Below are 19900 nucleotides of genomic sequence, written 5' to 3' on the forward strand. Positions count from 1 at the left end.
AGAACGGGTTGCACTGAGTAACTGATGAGCGAGTCACTCGCGAGGCGGACGCCCACCGGCGACACCGGTGGGCGTCCGCTTGCGTCTAGACCACTCCCGGAGGCCCCCGATTACGGCGCAACCACCGGCCACTGAGCGAACTCCCTCACTGGCCTCACCGAACAAGACCGCGAAGGTGCGGCCGGGTGACCGCATCTTCAAGAACCTGAGCACCGGCGCGGGCATCTTCGTCGTCGCACTCATCGCGCTGATCGGGATCTTCCTGCTGGTGCAGGCGATTCCGGCACTGAGCGCGAACGAGATCAACTTTCTCACCTCCCGCATCTGGGAGACCGGCGACCCCACCCACCTGCGGTTCGGCATCCTGGACCTGCTGCTGGTCACGATCTACACCTCGCTGGTGGCCCTGATCATCGCGATGCCGATCTCGCTGGGCATCGCGTTGTTCCTGACCCAGTACGCCCCGCGCCGGCTGGCGCGTCCGTTCGCCTACGTCGTCGACCTGCTCGCCGCGGTGCCCTCGATCATCTTCGGTCTGTGGGGCATCCTCGTGCTCGCGCCGAAGATGGCGCCGGTTTCGCAGTGGCTGAACGAGACCCTGGGCTTCATCCCGATCTTCGGCACCGGCAACGTGTTCCCGAACTACTCGGGCACGATCTTCACGGCGGGTGTGGTGCTCGCGGTGATGCTGCTGCCGATCATCACCTCGCTGTCCCGCGAGGTGTTCGAGCGCACGCCGACCGCCCACATCGAGGGCGCGCTCGCGCTCGGCGCCACCCGCTGGGAGGTCATCCGGACGACGGTGCTGCCGTTCGGGAAGGCCGGCTACGTCGGCGCGTCGATGCTCGGCCTCGGCCGCGCCCTCGGTGAGACGATCGCGCTGGCCGTCATCCTGTACATCCCCCGCGGGCACTTCTTCGACTGGAGCGTGTTCGACGGTGGCGCGACGTTCGCGTCGCAGATCGCCGCGAACTACGCGGAGTTCAACAACCCCACGTCGGCCGGCGCCTACATCGCGGCCGGTCTGGTGCTGTTCGTCCTGACCTTCGCGGTGAACTTCGCGGCCCGGACGATCATCGGCGAGCGGAAGGCGGACTGATGACCTCGACACTGTCCGAGACCGAGCGGCTGGCGTCGCCGCCGGCGTTCCAGCAGGTCAGCACGGCCCGCAAGGCCAAGAACGCGCTCGCCACGGTGCTGGTGTGGCTGTCGTTCCTGATCGCCGTCGCCCCGCTGGTGTGGGTGCTCTACACGGTGATCGCGAACGGCATCAAGCGCATCCCGTACAGCAACTGGTGGGCCCAGGACTTCGGCTCGGTGCTGTCCGACGAGGTCGGCGGTGGTGTCCTGCACGCCATCATCGGCACGCTCGAACAGGGCCTGATGTGCGCGGTCATCTCGGTGCCGCTCGGCCTGCTGGTCTCCATCTACCTGGTGGAGTACGGGCGGGACAGCAGGCTGGCCAAGGTCACCACGTTCATGGTGGACATCCTCTCCGGTGTCCCCTCGATCGTGGCGGCGCTGTTCATCTACGCGCTGTGGATCACCACCTTCGGCCTGCCGCGCAGCGGGTTCGCCGTGTCGCTGGCCCTGGTGCTGCTGATGATCCCGGTCGTCGTGCGCTCCGCCGAGGAGATGCTGCGGATCGTGCCGGACGACCTGCGCGAGGCCTCCTACGCGCTGGGTGTGCCGAAGTGGAAGACGATCATGAAGATCGTCCTGCCGACGGCCCTGTCCGGCATCATCAGCGGTGTCATGATGGCGCTGGCCCGCGTCATGGGCGAGACCGCGCCGCTGCTGGTGCTCGTCGGTTACTCCGCCTACGTCAACTGGGACCTGTTCGCTGACAACCAGGCGTCGTTGCCGCTGCTGATGAACACCGAGCGGGCCACGAACTCCATGGAACCGGGTAGCGTCGGATTCGACCGGATCTGGGGCGCCGCGCTGACCCTCGTCATCATCATCGCCCTCATCAACCTGATCGCCACGGTGGTCTCCCGCCTGGTCGCCCCGAAGAAGAAGTGAGCGTTCCGCTATGGCCAAGCGAATCGACGTCAAGGACCTCGACATCTACTACGGCAAGTTCCACGCCGTCGACAGCGTCACGCTGTCCGTGCCGCCGCGGAACGTCACGGCCTTCATCGGCCCGTCGGGCTGCGGCAAGTCGACCGTGCTGCGCACGCTGAACCGGATGCACGAGGTCATCCCGGGCGCGCGGGTCGACGGTGAGGTCCTGCTCGACGGCGAGGACATCTACGCGTCCTCGGTCGACCCGGTGCAGGTCCGCCGCACGATCGGCATGGTGTTCCAGCGACCCAACCCGTTCCCGACGATGTCCATCCGGGACAACGTGGTGGCCGGGCTGAAGCTGGCGGGTACGAAGAACAAGAAGAAGCTCGACGAGATCGCCGAGCGGGCGCTGCGTGGCGCGAACCTGTGGAACGAGGTCAAGGACCGGCTCAACAAGCCGGGCGGCAGCCTCTCCGGTGGTCAGCAGCAGCGGCTCTGCATCGCGCGGGCCATCGCCGTGCGGCCGGACGTCCTGCTGATGGACGAGCCGTGCTCGGCGCTGGACCCGATCTCGACGCTCGCGATCGAGGACCTGATCGCCGAGCTGAAGAAGGACTACACCATCGTGATCGTCACGCACAACATGCAGCAGGCGGCGCGGGTGTCGGACCAGACGGCGTTCTTCAACCTGGCCGGTGTCGGCCAGCCGGGACGGCTCGTCGAGATCAACGACACGGAGAAGATCTTCTCCAACCCGAACGAGAAGGCGACCGAGGACTACATCTCGGGCCGGTTCGGCTGATCGTCGTTCCCCGGCGACCCCCTCGGCCCCGCGCCGAGGGGGTCGCTTCGTTTCAGAGCACCACCAGGGTCTTGCCCACGGTGGTGCGGTTCTCGACCGCGGCGTGCGCGTCGGCGGCCCGTTCCAGCGGGAACGTCTGCCCGATGACCGGCCGGACGAGCCCCGCGGCCGCGCGGGACATCATCTGCCCGGCCCACCGCGCCACGTTCGGCGGGAACTCGAAGAGCTGCTCGATGCCGATCACGGTCACGCCCCGCTCCCGCGCGTCGTCCGGATCGACGGACGTGGGCTCGCCGCTCGCGGCACCGTGCACGGAGAACCGGCCGCCGCGGCGCGTGACCTCGAACGCGGCCTGCCCGATCGCACCGCCGACGCCGTCGAACACCAGGTCGGCACCCGCGCCGCCGGTCGCGTCGAGCACCTCCTTGGCCCAGCCCGGTTGCGTGTAGTCGACCACGACGTCCGCGCCGAGCTCCCGGACCAGTTCGAGCTTCCGGGAGCCACCGGCGGCGCCGACGACCCTGGCGCCCGCGGCGCGGGCGAGTTGCACCAGCAGGCTGCCCACCCCGCCGGCCGCCGCTTCGACCAGCACCCACTCGCCCGCGGCGATCCCGGCGTTCTCGACCAGGCCCAGCGCCGTGCTGCCGTCGCTGTGGAGCGCGGTGGCCTCCGGCAGCCCCAGGGCGTCGGGCACCGGGAACAGGTCGGCCACCGCCGCGACGGCCCGCTCGGCGAAGCCGCCGGCCTCGCCGGTGCCGGCCACGACCCGGCGGCCCAGCCAGGCCGGGTCGACCTGGTCGCCGACCGCGTCCACCCGACCGGCGACCAGGCTGCCGGGCACGTACGGCAACCGCGGCCGCTCGTGCCAGCGGTCGGTGCCGCGGCGGATCTGGGTCTCGACGAACGACAGGCCCGCGACCGCCACCTCGACCACGACCTGGCCCGTTCCCGGCACCGGGTCCGCAGCCTCCCCGGGAACCAGCACCTCGGGACCACCGAAACCGACCACCTGGACCACGCGCACCGCTGGCTCCCTTTTCGCTCACCGACTCGGTGATCACGAGCCTGCAACCTCCACGTTGGTGGAGGTCAAGCGGGCAGTGAGGCAAATCCGGTGGGAACTGTCGGTGGGTGCCGCTAGCGTCGGGGACGTGGTTCAGGTTTACGTGGACGGTGTCGGCGGGCGGCTGCCGAAGCCCCGGGCGGTCGCGGCGGCCGGGCGGGCGCTCGGCGCCATCCCGCCGCCGCTGCAGGTGCTGATCGGGATCGTCAGCGTGCAGGTGGGCGCGTCGCTCGCCAAGCAGCTGTTCGCGGTCGCCGGGCCTGCCGGGACGGTCGCGCTGCGGTTGTTCTTCGCCGCGGTGGTGCTGCTGCTCGTGTGGCGCCCGGTGCTGCGCATGGGCCGGCGGGCGCTGCCGGTGGTCCTCGCCTACGGCGTGGTGCTGGGCACCATGAACCTGACCTTCTACCAGGCGCTGGCGCGCATCCCGCAGGGCATCGCGGTCACCATCGAGTTCCTCGGGCCGCTCGCGGTGGCGCTGGCCGGGTCCCGGCGCTGGCTCGACGTGCTGTGGGCGCTGCTGGCGGCGGGCGGCGTCGTGCTGCTCGCCGAGACGCGGGGCGACCTGTCGATGCTCGGCATCGTGTTCGCGCTCATCGCGGGCGCGTGCTGGGGGCTCTACATCCTGCTCAGCGCGTCACTGGGCAAGCGCACCGAGGAGGGCAAGGGCCTCGCGCTGGGCATGGCCGTGGCCGCGGTCGCGGCGATGCCGGCCGGTGTGGTCGAGAGCGGCACGAACCTGCTGTCGCCGTGGGTGCTGCTGATCGGGCTCGCGGTGGCGCTGCTGTCGTCGGTCGTCCCGTACTCGCTCGAACTGGAGGCGCTGCGCAAGATCCCGCCGCGCGTGTTCGGCATCCTGATGAGCCTCGAACCGGCCGTCGCGGCGCTGTCCGGGCTGCTGGTGCTCGGGGAGGCGCTGCACCCGCTGCAGTGGCTGGCGATCTGCTGCGTCGTCGCGGCCTCGATCGGGGCGACCCGCTCGGTGCGGGATGCGCCCTGATCGACCTCGGTAGGCTGGTCGCATGACCGTGCTCGACGAAGTCGGCCACTCAGCTGCGCTGCTTCGAGCGCTCCAGCGGGAACTCATGGTCTACAAGTTCGGCATCGACGAGCTGATGACCAAGCTGCGGATCCTGTCCGAGGAGTTCGACTTCGCCAACCAGCACGACCCGATCGAGCACCTGGCGAGCCGCGTCAAGTCGCCGGAGGCGATCCTCGACAAGCTGGCCCGCAAGGGCCTGGAGCCGAGCATCGAGGCGATCCGCGAGCACATCGAGGACATCGCCGGGATCCGCGTGGTGTGCCCGTTCGTGCCGGACGTCTACCTGGTCGCCGAGATGCTGGGCCGCCAGGACGACGTCGAGGTCGTGCGGACCAAGGACTACATCGCCGAGCCGAAGCCGAACGGGTACCGCAGCCTGCACCTGATCGTGCGGATCCCGGTGTTCCTGTCCGACCGGGTCGAACGGGTCAAGGTGGAGATCCAGATGCGCACGGTCGGCATGGACTTCTGGGCCGCGGTCGAGCACAAGCTGTTCTACAAGTACGCCGGCACCGCGCCGGCCGACTTCGCCGACGAGCTGCGCGCCGCCGCGGAAACCGCGGCCGACCTGGACGCGCGGATGACCGCCCTGCACCAGCGGCTGCAGGGCGGCCCGTCCTAGTTCGTCAGAGGTCCTCGTCGTGGGCGTAGCCGGGCATCTTGCCGGTCGCCACGAACACCATCCGCTTGCCGACGGACACCGCGTGGTCGGCGAACCGCTCGTAGAACCGGCCGAGCAGCGTGATGTCGACGGCGGCCGCGACCCCGTGCTCCCAGCCCTTGTCCATGATCACCGTGAACAGGTGGCGGTGGATCTCGTCGACGCGGTCGTCCTCTTCCTCGAGGGCGCGGGCCGCCTCGACGTCCCGGCTCTTGATGACGTCGGCGACCTTCTCCGCCAGCCGGACGTCCAGCTCGCCCATCTCGGCGAAGTAGTTCCGGACCGGCTCGGGCAGGGTGGCCTGCGGGTGGCGGCGGCGGGCCGCCTTCGCGACGTGCAGGGCGAGGTCGCCCATCCGCTCCAGGCTCTCCGCGGCGTGGATCACGGCCAGCACGGTGCGCAGGTCGGTCGCGACCGGCGCCTGCAGCGCCAGGAGGGCGTACGCCTTCTCCTCGTTCTCGGCACGAGCGTCGTCGATCTTCTGGTCGTCGCCGATCACCTGCTCGGCCAGGGACAGGTCCGCTTCGAGCAGTGCCTGGGTCGCCTTCTTCATGGCCGCGGCGGCCTGGAGCGACATGTCCGCCAGGTTCGCGGCCAGGTCTTCGAGTTCGACGTGGTAAGCCTCGCGCATGGCCACACTCTACGACCCGTTCGGGGCAATCGCCGCATCGCGAAGTGAACCCGGAATGAACCGGCGCTAACGAGTTGTCACGAGTCCGACGAGGTCGAACTCGACGACTTCGACGACTTCGACGAGCTGGGCGGCGGGGTCTGCGTCGCGCTCGCGGCCGCCTTCGCCGCCTCGTACTCGGGGGTGCCGGGCAGCGGGGTGTTGTCGATCATGGCCTGGAACAGCTCCTTGGACTTGGTCTCCAGGAGCACCTCGTTGCCGCGGGTGTTCGGCTCGCCGACGGTCGGGACGGTGAGGAACTTCAGCTTGCTGGTGTCCAGGCCCTTCATCGACTGGGCCAGCGTGAGCATCTGGTCGACGCCGATGTTGTCGCCGAAGGTCGCGCGGGCGAACGCGGTCACGAAGTTCGTGAGCTGCGTCGGGTCGGTGATGACGCCCTGCGACATCGCCTTCTGCAGCAGCGCGGTGAGGAACTGCTGCTGCCGCTTGATGCGGCCGTAGTCCGAGGTGGGGTCGCCGACCACGTGGCGGGCGCGGACGAAGCTGAGCGCCTGGTCGCCGGAGATCGTCACGTCGCCGGTCTCGGCGATCACCATCCCGAGGGTGGTGTCCCGGATCGGGCTGTCGACGTGGACGGTCACGCCGTGCACCGCGTCGACCATCTCCTTGAAGCCGCCGAAGTCGATGCCGACGAAGTGGTTGACGCGCAGCCCGGTGAGCTGCTGGACCCACTTGGTGAGGCACTTGGGGCCGCCGACCGCGTACGCGGTGTTCAGCTTGACCTTGGTGGCCGCGGCGACGATCTCGCTGGAGTAGGTGCCCGCGGCCGCGTCGTAGCGTTCGCAGGCGGGCCGGGAGATCTCCAGGTCGCGGGGGAAGGACACGATCACCGCGCGCTTCCGGTCGGCCGGGACGTGCGCCAGCATGATCGTGTCCGAGCGGGCGCCGCCGACGGTGTCCGCGTCGCCGACGTTCTCCTCGGCGGTGGCGCCGGCGCGGGTGTCGGAGCCGACGATGAGGAAGTTCTCGTCACCGGTCTGGCCTGCCGCGTTCTGGATGTCCGAGGAGTTCTCGTCGAGGGCGGCGATCTCGGTGAACTTGCTGTTGAACCAGGTCTTGGTGCCCCACAGCGCGCCGGTGGCGAGGAAGATCAGCCCGGCCAGCACCGCGCAGGCGATGCGGGTGATGCGGATCGACCGGTCGCTGCGGCGTTGTTTCTTTTCCTGCAGGCGGGTCTGCGGCGCGGCCTTCTCGTCGTCCCCGTCGGACTTCACCGGCGCGACGACGCGCTGCAGCCGGGTGCGGGTCTGCTCGATGAGCGCGACCGGGCGCGCGATGAAGCGCTCGCGGCGCTCCTGGCGCTTGGCCTCCTCGGCGGCGAGCTCCTCGTGGGCGGCCGCGAAGCGCGCCAGGGTGTTGTCGATCTTGCGGCGGACCTTGGTGTGATCGCCGACGGGCTCCAGCTCGTCGGTCATCGTCAGGCGGTCCGCCGGGCTCACCGACCGCCCCCGCCCCGGGCGCCGCGGACCACCGGGCCGCTCGACCGGCTCGCGGAGCTGGGTGGCGTCGGATTCCGCTTCGTCAGCCGGGGTGGCTCGCCAGTTGGCGGGCGGAGGGGTGGGGCTGGGGCGGGGCGCCTCGGCGTTGCCGCCCTGCGGCGCGCTCGGCCGCGGCGGAGCGTCGGCACGCGCCGAGGGCTGCGGAGAGCTCGGCCGGGGCGGGGCGTCCGCGCGGCCGGAGGGCTGGGGTGCTTCCGCGAAGCCGCTGGGGTGCCGGGTGTCGGCGCGGTCGGGCTGGGGCGCGCTTGCGCGGCGGGCGGGGGCCGCCGCGCCGTTCGCGGCCTCCACGAAGCCACTCGGGTGGGCCGGGGCATCGGCGCGGCCGGAGGGCTGGGGTGCTTCGGCGAAGCCACTCGGGTGCCGGGCGTCGGCGCGGTCGGGCTGGGGTGCGCGGCGGGCAGGGGCCGCCGCGCCGTTCGGGGCCTCGACGAAGCCGCTCGGATGCACCGGGGCAGCGGCACCGCCGGAAGGCTTCGGCACGCTCGGGCGGCGCGGGGCCTCCGCACGAACGGAAGGCTGCGGCGCTTCAGCGAAACCACTCGGATGCCGCACCTCGGCGCGCTCGGGCTGGGGCGCGCGGCGGGCAGGTGCCGCGACGCCGTTCGGCTTCGGTGGCTCCGCGAAACCGTTCGCGTGGCGGCCCGGTGCAGCAGCCCTGCTCGACGGCTCCGGCGCGTCGGCGAAACCACTCGTGTGCCGTGCGTCGGCGCGGGGTGGGGTTTTCGTGAAGCCGCTCGGGTGCGCGGCACCGTTCGACGGCTCCGGCGCCTCCGCGAAACCACTCGCGTGCCGTGCGTCGGAGCGCGGCGGGGTCTTCGTGAAGCCGCTCGGGTGCGCGGCACCGTTCGAGGACTCCGGCGCTTCGGCGAAGCCCCCGGTGTGGCGGCCCGGCGCCCCAGCCCGGCTCGATGGCTCCGGCGCCTCCGTGAAACCACCCGCGTGGCGGCCCGGCGCAGCAGCCCGGCCCGAGGGCTCCGGCACGTCCGCGGCACCGGGTAGCGGCTTCGGGGTGAAGCCGTTCGGGGTCTCGGGTGACGGCTCGCCAGCCGGTGCCGCGCCACGGCGTGGGGGTACGGCACGGCGGGGCTGCTGGGCGGGCGGCAGGGGCGCGCCTGCCGTGCGGCCGGTTGCCGGGGAGCGGCGTTGTGGTGGGGGCTCCGGCGCGCGCGGCTCCGGGCGGGCCGGGGGTGCGCTTCGCCGCGCCACCGCCGGCGCCTGGTCCGCGGGCGCCATGTGCGCGTTCGACCGGGCACCATCGAACCTCGGGCGGTATCCGGTGTGCTGGGCTACCAAATCCGAAACGTTGATGCCGCCGTGCGTGTCCAGGGAACGCCTGCGTCGCCGGCCGTTGGGGGCGTCGTCGTCGGCTCTGTGACCGGGGCCTGCGGCGTGGTCGTCTGGCACCCGGTCTCCTCTCCCTCGGTCGCGCCGGCCCGCCGGGAGGGGACCGTCTCAGTGATCATCGCCGGGACGGCGAGCATCGTTATCGTAGAGATACTCGCGGGTCCTGACGACACCCTCCTGCTGATTTTTTTACATAGCGTGCGCCAAAGCGGGCCGAGTGCGACAAACGGGGTGATGCCGCACACCGGCAAAACGGGGAAACGACCGCCGTCAATTACTGACAGTGCTCAAGCACGCGGACTCCGCCGCGTTCGCGGTACGCGACCCGGTTGCGCCCGGCGTGCTTCGCGGCGTAAAGGAGGTCGTCGGCCATCCGCAGCTGCTCCGGGCCGCTCACCGGCTCGTGCGAAACACCCACGCTGATCGTCACGCCGAGCCCGGGGCAAATCTCTGACCAGGCGTGTTGCGCCACCCGGCGCCGGGCGTGCTCGGCTATCCGCAGCGCCGTCCCCGGCTGGACCTCCGGCAGCACGAGCATGAACTCCTCGCCGCCGTAACGCGCGCAAAACCCCGGCGCGGGCACGCCTTCGCGCAACAACTCGGCCACCCGTCGCAACACCTGGTCACCGATCAAGTGACCGAACGTGTCATTGACGCTCTTGAACAGATCGATGTCGATCAACGCGACCGCCAACGGAGTCCGCGCGTCCCCGAGCAGGTCGGCGAGCCGGTTGTCCAGGTAACGGCGGTTGTAGACCGCGGTCAGCGCGTCCCGCAGGCTTTCCTCACGGGCCTGGGCGCGCTCGCGGCGGAGGCGGTCGAACTCACGGCGCAACTGCTCCGGGATCTGCGGACGGGCGGTGCGCGCGATGCCCAGCGCGGTCCTCAGGTGCTCGTAGGCCGTGCGGAAGTCGCCCTGCGAGGCGTGCAGTTCCGCGATAGCCTCGTGCAGGCTCAGCAGGTCGGTCTCGTCCGGCCGTGCCCGCTCCGAGGTCACCCGTTCCACCTCCGTCATTCAAGTCATGTCGTCTGGTTAGACGCGCGGCTTGAGCAATCGATACGGGCCAACACGAATATCGCTCAATGGGACGACCGGGCATCGCTCTCCGTGGCGAACGACGCGTCCGTTTCCCGCCAGCGGCGCCATCGGTGGATCGTGAAGCTGAAACCGTGACACACGTGGAGATCGAGCCGAACATCCTGTACTTCGGCACGCCGGTGGTGCTCGTCAGCACGGCCGGCGACACCCCCAACCTCGCCCCGATCTCGTCGGCGTTCTGGCTGGGCTGGCGCGCGATCATCGGCATCGGCGCCCGGTCGCAGACCGCCCGGAACCTGCGGCGCACCAGGGAGTGCGTGCTGAACCTGCCGTCCGTGCGCGAAGTCGACGCGGTCGACCGGCTCGCCCGCACCACCGGCACCGCCGAGGTCCCGGAATCCAAGCTGCGCCGGGGATACCGCTACGAGGCGGACAAGTTCGGAGTGGCCGGGCTGACCGCGGTGCCGTCGTCGACCGTGGCGCCGCCGCGCGTCGCGGAGTGCCCGGTGGCCATGGAGGCGGTCGTGGAGGCGATCCACCCGGTCGCGGCGGACGACGAAGCGCAACTCGGCAGCATCCTGTGCTTCGAACTGCGGGTGCAGAAGGTCCACGTGCACGACGAGATCCGCTTGCCCGGCACGACCGACCGGATCGACCCGGACCGGTGGCGGCCGCTGATCATGAGCTTCCAGGAGTTCTACGGGCTCGGCGGGAAACTGCGCCGCTCGGAACTGGCCCAGATCCCGGAGGTCCTGTACCGCAGCCCGGATGTCGACCGGGCGAAAACCGGTGTGCGGCCCGGGCAACCCGAGCCGCACACCGGCAACGGGACTACGCGACGACGGTGATCCGGTCGGCCGGGGGCGGCGTGACCGGCGAGTGCGCGCCGAAGTACGCGATCAGCGCGTCCAGGTCCACCGGGCCGCCGGCGAGGTCGGTGCCCTTGGTGAACTCGGTGAAGCCGTCCCCGCCGCCGGCGAGGAAGTTGTTCACCGACACCCGGTAGGTGGCCGCCGGGTCGACCGGCGTGCCGTTCACCGTGATGTCCCGCACCTTCGACCCGACCGGCGCGGACGCCGAGTAGGTGTAGTGCAGCGACGACGAGATCTGCAGGATCCGCGTGGTGGTGGCGGTCCACTGCTGCTCGAGCACGTTCTTCAGGTTCGCGCCGGTCAGCGTGATGGTCTGCATGATGTTCCCGAACGGCTGCACGGTGAACGCCTCGCCGTAGGTCACCACGCCGTCGCCCTCGCCCGCGGGCGAGGACGCGTAGTTGAGGTCGGCGCGGATGCCACCCGGGTTCGTGATGGCGATCTGCGCGCCGTTGGCGGCGGTGGCCTCGAGCTGCGCGTCGGCGATCACGTCGCCGAGTGCCGACTCGCCGGAGGCGGCGCCGGCCGCCTTCAGGTCGCCGGTGATGGCGCCGATCTGCTCGTTCGCGATCGGCGCCGCCTTGGTCACGGCCTCGTCGACCAGCTTGGCCACGGCCGGGTCGGGCGTGACGTCGCGGGTGACGATCTCGTTGTGCGCCACGGTCGCGCCGCGCACGACGTCCCGGGTCCGCTTGTCGATCTTGAGGTCGACGACCGACAGCAGGCGGCCGAACGACAGGCCCTGGATCACCGGGCGCGGGTTGCCGGCCGGGTCCGCGATCGAGCAGTTGTACTGCTGGTGGCTGTGGCCGGTGAAGATCGCGTCGACGCTCGCCGAGACGCCCTTCGCGATCTGGCTGGCCGGGCCGGGACTCACGGTGCAGGAGTCCGGTCCGCCGCCCTGCGTGTTGTCGCCCTGGTGCAGCAGCACGACCTGGGCCTTGATGCCGAGCCGGTCGAGCCAGCCGGAGGTCCGGTTGATGGCCTCGACCTCGTCGCCGAACTCCAGGCCCTTGATGGCCTCGGCCGAGACGACCGTCGGCAGGTCCTTCAGCGTGGCGCCGATGACGCCGATCGGCTGGCCGCCGGAGAACTCGACGGTGAACGGCAGCAGCGCGGGCGCGCCGTTGTCGAAGTACACGTTGGAGCCGAGGAACGGGAAGTCCGCGCCGCCGTAGCTGTCGCGGAACTGGCAGCCGTCGGCCGGGTGGCAGCCGCCGAACTGCATGCGCTGCAGTTCCTGGTAGCCCTCGTCGAACTCGTGGTTGCCGACGACGGAGGCCCGCACGCCCATCTCGTTGAGGAACTCGATGGTCGGCTCGTCGTGGAACAGCGCGGAGGCCACCGGCGAGGCGCCGACGTTGTCGCCCGCGGACAGCAGGATCGAGTTCTTGACCTCGCTCTCCAGCTGCTTGACGTGCGTGGCCAGGTAGGCCGCGCCGCCGGCGTTGACCGTGGAGCCGTCGGGCAGGGTGACCCGGCCGGACGAGCCGGACGGCGGTTCGAGGTTGCCGTGGAAGTCGTTGAAGGTGATCAGCCGGACGTCGGTGGTGCCGGACGGCTGGGCCGCGGATGCGGGCGCGGCCGAAACCGCGACGGCGGCCAGCGCCGCGGCGGTGGCCGCTACGCAGCGTCGCAGCACGCGAGGTGAAGGGGACATCTTTCCTCCGGTCAGGGGCGTACCGGCGCGATCTAACCTCCGCGGCGCAACGACCACCAGGCCCGAAAGGTGGAAGGCCGGTGAAATGTCGGCCGTTCGGCCGATGCCGGTGATCGTCGCCGGGCTTCTCGGCCGATTCGGCGGGCCAGGTGGTCGCCATAACGTCGAAGCATGACGACAGCGCAGGTCAACGCACTCCACTTCGGACTGATCGGGTTCCTCGCCATCTGGGGGACCGTGCTGGTCCCGCAACTGGTGCTGCACCACGTCCGGTTCGGGCGGATCGTGCCGGGCCGCGTCGTGACGACCGCCACGCTGATCGCCTACGCGTCGTTCGCGCTCGCCGTGACGTTCCTTCCGCTGCCGAGCGCAGGCGGGCGGCGGCTGGCCCAGACCATCCAGCTGGTGCCGTTCCAGTGGATCGCGGACGCGCGGCGGGAGGCCGTCGAGGACGGGATCAACGCGCTGTCCACGACGGCCTTCGAGCAGATGACCCTCAACGTGCTGCTGTTCGTGCCGCTGGGGTTGTTCGCGCGGCTGCTGTGGAAGCGGGGGTTCACCGGGGGCGTGCTGCTCGGCTTCGCGATCTCGCTTGCCGTGGAGATCACGCAGCTGACCGCGAACTTCGGGACCGCGCCGTTCCAGTACCGGATCTTCGACGTCGACGACCTGATCACCAACACCACCGGCGCCGCGCTCGGCTGGATCGCCGCCACGCTGTTCCTGGTGCTGCGGTCAGCCGTCCAGCCGGTCCGCGAGCCTGCGCGGCGCGAGCGGGTCCACCTCACCGAGGCGCGCTAGGGCCGCGGCCCGCTGGTGGGCCTTGCGCCTGGCCGCCCGGCGGTCCTCCCAGGTGACGACCACGCCGGCCGCCAGGAAGACCAGGACTACGAGCCCGAGGACGATCGCGAATTCCACGCCGCCTCCTTTGGCGTCGTGCTTGTGTGGCAGATCACATACCGTACTCGGGTCGTGGTGAATCCGCCACCTCCGTCCGTTTCGCGGCGAACCAGCGGTGGTCCGGGGTGCACCAGTGGGAGAAGCGAAGACCGGCTTCGGCGAGGCGGACCCGCAGCTCGGACTCGGTCAGCCGGCGAGCGGTGAACGGCTGCTCCCACGACCGCCCGCGCGCTTGGTAGCGGACAGTCGCGCTCAGGAGCGGCCCGTCGCGGCTGATGCCGGAGAGGCTGACCAGCACCTCGCCGAGCCGGCCGCCGCCCTCGGTGACCGTGTCGAACCAGGAGGGCGGGTGCCACTCGACGAGCGCGACGCCGTCACCGGCCAGGTGCCGCGCCACCGTCGCGAGCAGGGCGGCGCTGTCCGGCTGGTTCACGAGGTGGCTGGCCAGCAGGACGACCGGGAAGCGCCGCCCGAGGTCGAGGTCCTCGATGCTCGCCTGGACCGTCTCGGCGCCGCGGACGTGCGCCAGCATCTCCGGCGAGTCGTCGACCGCGGTGACCGGGTGGCCCAGCTCGGCCAGCCGGTGGGCGATGCGGCCGGTGCCGCAGCCCAGGTCGAGCACCGCGGCGCCCGGCGGGGCCGCCCGGTGCACGATCTCCGCTTCGCCTGCCGGGGGCAGCAGGCGGTAGACCTCGACCGGGGAGCCGTCGGCGGTGGTGGCGTCCATGCGGCCAGTGTCGGCCGGTCAGGGCCGCAGGCGCCAGAGCGACACCACCTCCCGGGACCGCGCCTTCGCGAGCGGGTCCTCGCCAGGGAACCGCCGGCGCGGCGCGTCCAGCCGGTCCACCACGGTGAGGCCCGCGGCGGCGAACCGGGTCAGCAGCTCGGCGCGGGTGCGCAGGCCGACCAGCTCCGCCAGGTCGGACAGGACCAGCCACGCCTCGCCACCGGGCTCCAGGTGCGCGGCCGCACCGCCGAGGAAGCCCGTCAGCATCCGCGATCCGGGGTCGAACACGGCGGCGTCCAGCGGGGAGTGCGCCGCGCCGGGCAGCCAGGGCGGGTTGCAGACCACGAGGTCCGCGCGGCCCGCCGGGAACAGGTCCGCCTCCACCACGCGGACCTGGGGCAGCCCGAGCCGCCGCACGTTCTCCTCGGCGCACGCCACGGCAACCGGGGAGATGTCCGTCGCCACCACCTCCGGCACCCCGCGGCGCGCCAGGACCGCCGCGAGCACCCCGGTGCCCGTGCCGATGTCGAACACTGTGCGGACCGCGGGCAGCGGCGCGCGGGCCACCAGCGAGACGTAGTCCTGGCGGGTCGGCGAGAACACGCCGTAGTGCGGGTGGATCCGCGCGCCCAGCTCCGGCACGGGCACGCCCTTCACCCGCCACTCGTGCGCGCTCAGCATGCCGAGCAGCTCGGTCAGCGGCACCAGTCCCGGCGCGCCACCGGCCGCCCGGACCGCGTCCCGCACGTCCGGCGCGCGCGGCAGGTCGATCCGCAGGTCGGGGCCGAGTTCGACCAGCAGCATGCCGAGCACCCGCGCCCGGTTCCGCCTGGACTGGCGGTAGCGGTAGAAATCCGCCGAGCGCGCGGGCAAGCGCTTGCCCATGGCGGCGAGCAGGCGGCGGGCGGCCGGGAAATCGTCGCGCCACAGCAGGCGGACGCCTTGGGACGCCAGCCGGACGGCTACGTCAGGGCGCAGGTCGGCGCCGACTTCGATCGGGGGTTCCACGGAAGGCTCCAGGGCAGGGAGCCGCCTTCGGGGGCACGGCCGTCCGAAGACGGCTCGAAGTGGGTGTCACAACGGCCGTCACACGGACGGCGCCCACCAGTCCAAGGCCACGCACACGCAGAACACCCGGACAGCCTAGCCCGCCTCGCGCGGCGGGAGCACGCAGAATTCGTTGCCCTCCGGGTCCGCCAGCACCACCCACGGCAGGCCGTCGTCGTCCGACAGCACCCGCGCGCCCAGCTCCACCAGCCGCGCGACCTCGTCGGCCTGGCTGCCGCCCTCCGGCGCCAGGTCCAGGTGCAGGCGGTTCTTGACGACCTTGTCCTCGCCGACCGGCTGGAACACCAGCATCTCCTGGTCGTCCGAGCCGACGTTCACGTACTCGACGCCCTTGTCGTCCCGCCAGCGCCGGATCTCCTCGTAGCCGAGCGCGCGCGACCAGAACCGCGCGAGCGCTTCGGCGTCGTGGCAGTCGACGGCGACGGCTAGTATCCGGCTTCGCATGGCTTCCTCCCGACCCACCAGAGAACAGCTCGCCGCAGCGGCGGGGACGACCATCCCGGACGTCCTCCGGCCCGGCCTGGACGTGCTGTTCTGCGGGATCAATCCCGGCCTCTACTCCGGCGCCACCGGTTACCACTTCGCCCGCCCCGGTAACCGCTTCTGGCCGGCGCTGCACGCCTCCGGCTTCACCCCGCGCCGGTTCGACCCCAGTGAGCAGGACGAACTGCTCGACCTCGGTCTCGGCATCACCAACGTCGTCAACCGCGCCACCGCCCGCGCCGACGAGCTGACCGGCGACGAGCTCCGCGCCGGCGGCGTCCGGCTCGCCGCGAAGGTCGCGGAGTACCGGCCGCGCTGGCTCGCGGTCGTCGGCATCACCGCGTTCCGGACGGCGTTCGACCGTCCGAAGGCGACCGTGGGCCGCCAGCCGGACTTGCTCGGTGAAACACGCGTGTGGGTGCTGCCCAATCCGAGTGGTCTCAACGCACACTGGACCCCGACGACACTCGCCGAAGCATTCGCCGACCTGCGGAACTCGGTTTACTCAGAGTAGTGCGCGACACAAGCGGGTGAACCCGCGTCACGCGGACGGCCCTGACGGGTCAGACAATTGACGGGTGTCGGTCGTGGCCGGTTCCAGCAGGGAGGATCGGGTCAAGGCGCCACGGAAGCCCGGGCGGACGTCGAGGGGGGCGGACCGTCCTGGCGGTGCTGCTCCCACGGCCGGCCTTGCCGAGACGAGGTTCTTTTCGTGATGACGCGCAGTAACGACCCCAGCAGGGTGCCGCAGGGACCGCCGGCCGGCCGCAGCGTGGGTGTCGCCGCTGTGGACCCGGTGCCCATCTACCGCGAGGGCCTGTCCGGGCTCGTGCAGCGCACGCAGGGGATGCACTGGGCGGGACAGGCCATCAACCCGCACGGCGCGCTGCAGCTCGCCGAGCAGATCCACCCCGACGTCATCCTCGTGGACTCCGGACTCGACCCCCACGGGCACCTCAGCAAGCTGCTGATCGCAGGCGACCCGGCGCTGATCGTGATCGCGCTGGTCCGGGAGGCCAACCGCACCCCGGCGTTCCTGCACGACGCCATCGCGGCCGGCGTGCACGCCGCCATCCCGCGCTCGGCCGAGTCGCGCCGGCTGGTCGAGGGCATCCGCCGCGCCTACCTCGACCGCCGCTACGTCGACCCGTCGCTGGCGACCCTCGTGTCCGCGGCGCGCCAGTCCGCCAGCGCCGCCGCGGTGCGCCGCGCCCAGATGCCGTTGTCCCGCCGCGAGTACCAGGTCCTGCAGCTCGTCGCGGAGGGACTGGAGAACGCGGGCATCGCGAAGGTCCTCTACCTGTCCGTGGAGACCGTGCGCACGCACGTGAAGAGCATCCTGCGCAAGCTCTCCGCCCGTGACCGGACGCACGCCGTCACGATCGCCTTCCGCGCCGGGATACTGGTGGCCCAGCCCGACGACGGCCCGGAGCAGCGGGTTTCGCCCGGTTCGACGGCTCCCGGGGTGGTCGAGTACCGCTCCCGCTAGCCGATCCGTGCGTCACAACAGGCTGGTTTCGCTTGCCGCGGTTACCCACAGGTAATATCCTGATGTTACCGGCCAGTAGGGGACCAGCATGCGCCCAGCCGGAAACCCGATCGACAACGGAGCGACGACATGGGCCACTACAAGTCCAACGTGCGAGACCTCGAGTTCAACCTGTTCGAGGTCCTGAACGTCCAGGAGCGCCTCGGCAAGGGGGTCCTCGCGGACTCCGACGAGGAGACCGCGCGCGGCGCGCTGCAGGAACTCAACAACCTCGCGGTCGGCCCGCTGGCCGAGTCCTTCGCCGACGCCGACCGCAACCCGCCGGTGTACGACCCCAAGACGTTCTCGGCCACCCTGCCGGAGTCGTTCAAGAAGAGCTACCAGCAGCTCTGGGACGGCGAGTGGTGGCGGCTGGGCCTCACCAACGACCTCGGCGGCCTCGGCCTGCCCCCGACCGTGCAGTGGGCGGCGGCCGAGCTGATCCTCGGCGCCAACCCGGCCCTGTTCATGTACATGGCGGGCCCGAACTTCGCGATGATCCTCGACCGCAACGGCACCGAGGAGCAGAAGCGCTGGGCGCGGATCATGATCGACCGCGCGTGGGGCGCCACGATGGTCCTCACCGAGCCGGACGCCGGTTCCGACGTCGGCGCCGGCCGCACCAAGGCCGTGCTGCAGGAGGACGGCAGCTGGCACCTGGACGGCGTGAAGCGGTTCATCACCTCCGCCGACCAGGACATGACCGAGAACATCATGCACCTGGTGCTGGCCCGTCCCGAGGGTCCGGGCATCGAGGCCAAGCCGGGCACCAAGGGCCTGTCGCTGTTCCTCGTGCCGAAGTTCCACTTCGACACCAACACCGGTGAGCTGGGCGAGCGCAACGGCGCCTTCGTCACCAACGTCGAGCACAAGATGGGCCTGAAGGTCTCCACCACCTGCGAGCTGACCTTCGGCCAGCACGGCATCCCGGCCAAGGGCTGGCTGCTCGGCGAGGTGCACGACGGCATCGCGCAGATGTTCCAGGTCATCGAGTACGCCCGGATGATGGTCGGCACCAAGGCCATCGCCACGCTGTCCACCGGTTACCTGAACGCGCTGGAGTACGCCAAGGAGCGCGTCCAGGGCGCCGACCTGACCCAGATGACCGACAAGACGGCGCCGCGGGTCACCATCACGCACCACCCGGACGTGCGCCGGTCGCTGATGCTGCAGAAGGCCTACGCCGAGGGCCTGCGCGCCGTGTACCTCTACACCGCGTCCTTCCAGGACCAGGTGTGGACCGGCGAAGGCGACGAGCAGTCGCAGAAGCTGGCCGAGCGGGTCAACGACCTGCTGCTGCCGATCGTCAAGGGCGTCGGCTCCGAGCGCGCCACCGAGCAGCTCGTGCAGTCGCTGCAGACCCTGGGCGGCTCCGGCTTCCTGCAGGACTACCCCATCGAGCAGTACATCCGCGACGCGAAGATCGACTCGCTGTACGAGGGCACCACGGCCATCCAGTCGCAGGACTTCTTCTTCCGGAAGATCGTCCGCGACAAGGGCCAGGCGCTGGGCTACATCGCGAACGAGATCACCAAGTTCATCGAGTCCGAGGCGGGCAACGGCAGGCTGAAGAACGAGCGTGAGCTGCTCAAGCGCGCCCTGGAGGACGTGCAGGGCATGCTCGGCTCGATGATCGGCTACCTGACCTCGTCGCAGGAGGACGTCAAGAACCTGTACAAGGTCGGCCAGCACACCGTCCGGTTCCTGATGTCGGCCGGCGACCTGCTGGTGGGCTGGCAGCTGCTGCGCCAGGCCGAGATCGCGCTGACCAAGCTGGACGGCGCCTCGGCCAAGGACCAGGCGTTCTACCAGGGCAAGATCGCGGTGGCGTCGTTCTTCGCCAAGCAGGTGCTGCCCGAGCTGACCGCGCGCCGCGCGGTCGTCGAGGCCGCCGACAACGACCTCATGGAGGTCCCGGAGTCGGCGTTCTGATCTCCCCGTAGATCCCCTGTGGAAGGCCTCCTCGCCCAGCGCGAGGGGGCCTTTCGCGTGTTCGCCGAAAAAATCGGCGTCGGTGTCGAGAACCCGCGATCGGCTCCGTCCCCGGTGCGAACGCGGCCACAATGGGCGCACCACACCGAGGAGACAATCATGGCCAAGTACCTGCTGCTCAAGCACTACCGGGGCGCTCCGGCGGCGGTCAACGACGTGCCGATGGACCAGTGGGCGCCGGAGGAGATCACGGCGCACGTGCAGTACATGCGGGATTTCGCGGCCCGGTTGGAGGAGACCGGCGAGTTCGTCGACGGTCAGGCGCTGGCGCCGGAGGGCACGTGGGTGCGCTACGACGGGGAGGGGCGTCCGCCGGTGACCGATGGCCCGTTCCCGGAGACCAAGGACCTGATCGCCGGGTGGATGGTGATCGACGTGGACAGCCACGAGCGTGCGGTGGAGCTGGCCGGGGAGTTGTCGGCCGCGCCCGGGGCGGGTGGGAAGCCGATCCACGAATGGCTCGAGCTGCGCCCCTTCCTCGCCGAGCCGCCCGACGTGGCCCACTGCCACGGATGATCGCTG

General features: G+C 70.9%; 20 protein-coding genes. 11 read left to right on the forward strand and 9 right to left on the reverse strand.

Annotated features, from left to right (window positions below; translation table 11 throughout):
- Positions 1 to 175: 175 nt before the first annotated feature.
- The 3 genes from pstC to pstB are packed head-to-tail and all read left to right on the forward strand — an operon-like array spanning position 176 to position 2812.
- Positions 176 to 1099 carry a phosphate ABC transporter permease subunit PstC gene (pstC, locus tag ABZ193_RS11010; protein ID WP_020421441.1) on the forward strand — a complete coding sequence of 308 codons (924 nt, stop codon included), beginning with the start codon at positions 176 to 178 and terminating at the stop codon, positions 1097 to 1099.
- The gene (gene pstA, locus ABZ193_RS11015) at positions 1099 to 2025 is read left to right on the forward strand and encodes a phosphate ABC transporter permease PstA (protein WP_237338861.1); all 927 of its coding nucleotides are present in this window, start codon (positions 1099 to 1101) and stop codon (positions 2023 to 2025) included. Before pstC ends, pstA begins: the two co-directional genes overlap by 1 nt.
- Before the next feature lie 10 nt (positions 2026 to 2035).
- On the forward strand, positions 2036 to 2812 hold the full coding sequence (pstB, locus tag ABZ193_RS11020; RefSeq protein ID WP_020421443.1) for a phosphate ABC transporter ATP-binding protein PstB: 777 nt from the start codon (positions 2036 to 2038) through the stop codon (positions 2810 to 2812).
- 52 nt (positions 2813 to 2864) lie between these two features.
- Here the strand turns inward: pstB and ABZ193_RS11025 are convergent, their stop codons facing one another.
- Positions 2865 to 3836 carry a zinc-binding dehydrogenase gene (locus tag ABZ193_RS11025; RefSeq protein ID WP_354709696.1) on the reverse strand — a complete coding sequence of 324 codons (972 nt, stop codon included), beginning with the start codon at positions 3834 to 3836 and terminating at the stop codon, positions 2865 to 2867.
- A 142-nt stretch (positions 3837 to 3978) separates the two neighbouring features.
- On the opposite strand from ABZ193_RS11025, the gene ABZ193_RS11030 reads away from it, so the two are divergent.
- The gene (locus ABZ193_RS11030; protein WP_020421445.1) at positions 3979 to 4872 is read left to right on the forward strand and encodes an EamA family transporter; all 894 of its coding nucleotides are present in this window, start codon (positions 3979 to 3981) and stop codon (positions 4870 to 4872) included.
- A gap of 22 nt (positions 4873 to 4894) precedes the next feature.
- A complete protein-coding gene (locus ABZ193_RS11035; protein WP_020421446.1) occupies positions 4895 to 5536 on the forward strand; it encodes a GTP pyrophosphokinase family protein in 642 nt (213 codons plus the stop codon).
- Positions 5537 to 5540: 4 nt separating this feature from the next.
- On the opposite strand, the gene phoU is transcribed toward ABZ193_RS11035, so the two are convergent.
- The 3 genes from phoU to ABZ193_RS11050 form a co-directional block, all read right to left on the reverse strand.
- A complete protein-coding gene (gene phoU / locus ABZ193_RS11040) occupies positions 5541 to 6206 on the reverse strand; it encodes a phosphate signaling complex protein PhoU (protein ID WP_354709698.1) in 666 nt (221 codons plus the stop codon).
- 77 nt (positions 6207 to 6283) lie between these two features.
- Positions 6284 to 8212, reverse strand: a complete 1929-nt coding sequence (locus tag ABZ193_RS11045) for an LCP family protein (protein WP_354709699.1) — start codon at positions 8210 to 8212, stop codon at positions 6284 to 6286.
- A 1171-nt stretch (positions 8213 to 9383) separates the two neighbouring features.
- Entirely contained in the window at positions 9384 to 10124 is a 741-nt protein-coding gene (locus tag ABZ193_RS11050) for a GGDEF domain-containing protein (protein WP_020422218.1), read from the reverse strand.
- Positions 10125 to 10288: 164 nt separating this feature from the next.
- On the opposite strand from ABZ193_RS11050, the gene ABZ193_RS11055 reads away from it, so the two are divergent.
- A complete protein-coding gene (locus ABZ193_RS11055; RefSeq protein WP_354709725.1) occupies positions 10289 to 10996 on the forward strand; it encodes a flavin reductase family protein in 708 nt (235 codons plus the stop codon).
- On the opposite strand, the gene ABZ193_RS11060 is transcribed toward ABZ193_RS11055, so the two are convergent.
- The gene (locus tag ABZ193_RS11060) at positions 10980 to 12680 is read right to left on the reverse strand and encodes a 5'-nucleotidase C-terminal domain-containing protein (protein WP_354709701.1); all 1701 of its coding nucleotides are present in this window, start codon (positions 12678 to 12680) and stop codon (positions 10980 to 10982) included. The two genes, ABZ193_RS11055 and ABZ193_RS11060, sit on opposite strands and share 17 nt — an antisense overlap.
- A 171-nt stretch (positions 12681 to 12851) precedes the next feature.
- On the opposite strand from ABZ193_RS11060, the gene ABZ193_RS11065 reads away from it, so the two are divergent.
- A complete protein-coding gene (locus tag ABZ193_RS11065) occupies positions 12852 to 13481 on the forward strand; it encodes a VanZ family protein (RefSeq protein ID WP_354709702.1) in 630 nt (209 codons plus the stop codon).
- Here ABZ193_RS11065 and ABZ193_RS11070 read toward each other — a convergent pair.
- From ABZ193_RS11070 to ABZ193_RS11085, 4 genes are all read right to left on the reverse strand, one after another.
- Positions 13416 to 13598, reverse strand: coding sequence for a hypothetical protein (locus ABZ193_RS11070; protein WP_020422222.1), 183 nt, complete (start codon positions 13596 to 13598; stop codon positions 13416 to 13418). The two genes, ABZ193_RS11065 and ABZ193_RS11070, sit on opposite strands and share 66 nt — an antisense overlap.
- 34 nt (positions 13599 to 13632) lie before the next feature.
- Positions 13633 to 14307, reverse strand: coding sequence for a class I SAM-dependent methyltransferase (locus tag ABZ193_RS11075; protein ID WP_020422223.1), 675 nt, complete (start codon positions 14305 to 14307; stop codon positions 13633 to 13635).
- Between the two features lie 18 nt (positions 14308 to 14325).
- The gene (locus tag ABZ193_RS11080) at positions 14326 to 15315 is read right to left on the reverse strand and encodes a class I SAM-dependent methyltransferase (protein ID WP_354709703.1); all 990 of its coding nucleotides are present in this window, start codon (positions 15313 to 15315) and stop codon (positions 14326 to 14328) included.
- 135 nt (positions 15316 to 15450) lie between these two features.
- Positions 15451 to 15819 (reverse strand): VOC family protein, encoded by a 369-nt coding sequence (locus ABZ193_RS11085; protein WP_020422225.1) that lies wholly within the window; start codon positions 15817 to 15819, stop codon positions 15451 to 15453.
- On the opposite strand from ABZ193_RS11085, the gene mug reads away from it, so the two are divergent.
- The 4 genes from mug to ABZ193_RS11105 all read left to right on the forward strand — a co-directional run bounded on the left by mug (position 15818) and on the right by ABZ193_RS11105 (position 19894).
- Positions 15818 to 16372 carry a G/U mismatch-specific DNA glycosylase gene (mug, locus tag ABZ193_RS11090; protein WP_354709705.1) on the forward strand — a complete coding sequence of 185 codons (555 nt, stop codon included), beginning with the start codon at positions 15818 to 15820 and terminating at the stop codon, positions 16370 to 16372. The genes ABZ193_RS11085 and mug overlap by 2 nt on opposite strands.
- Before the next feature lie 201 nt (positions 16373 to 16573).
- Positions 16574 to 17347, forward strand: coding sequence for a response regulator transcription factor (locus ABZ193_RS11095; protein ID WP_237338854.1), 774 nt, complete (start codon positions 16574 to 16576; stop codon positions 17345 to 17347).
- A 129-nt stretch (positions 17348 to 17476) separates the two neighbouring features.
- Positions 17477 to 19318, forward strand: a complete 1842-nt coding sequence (locus ABZ193_RS11100; RefSeq protein ID WP_020422228.1) for an acyl-CoA dehydrogenase — start codon at positions 17477 to 17479, stop codon at positions 19316 to 19318.
- A 159-nt stretch (positions 19319 to 19477) separates the two neighbouring features.
- The gene (locus tag ABZ193_RS11105) at positions 19478 to 19894 is read left to right on the forward strand and encodes a YciI family protein (protein ID WP_345069980.1); all 417 of its coding nucleotides are present in this window, start codon (positions 19478 to 19480) and stop codon (positions 19892 to 19894) included.
- Positions 19895 to 19900 lie beyond the last annotated feature (6 nt).

This window comes from Amycolatopsis sp. NPDC006125 (genome assembly GCF_040614195.1).
GTDB lineage: Bacteria > Actinomycetota > Actinomycetes > Mycobacteriales > Pseudonocardiaceae > Amycolatopsis_E > Amycolatopsis_E tucumanensis.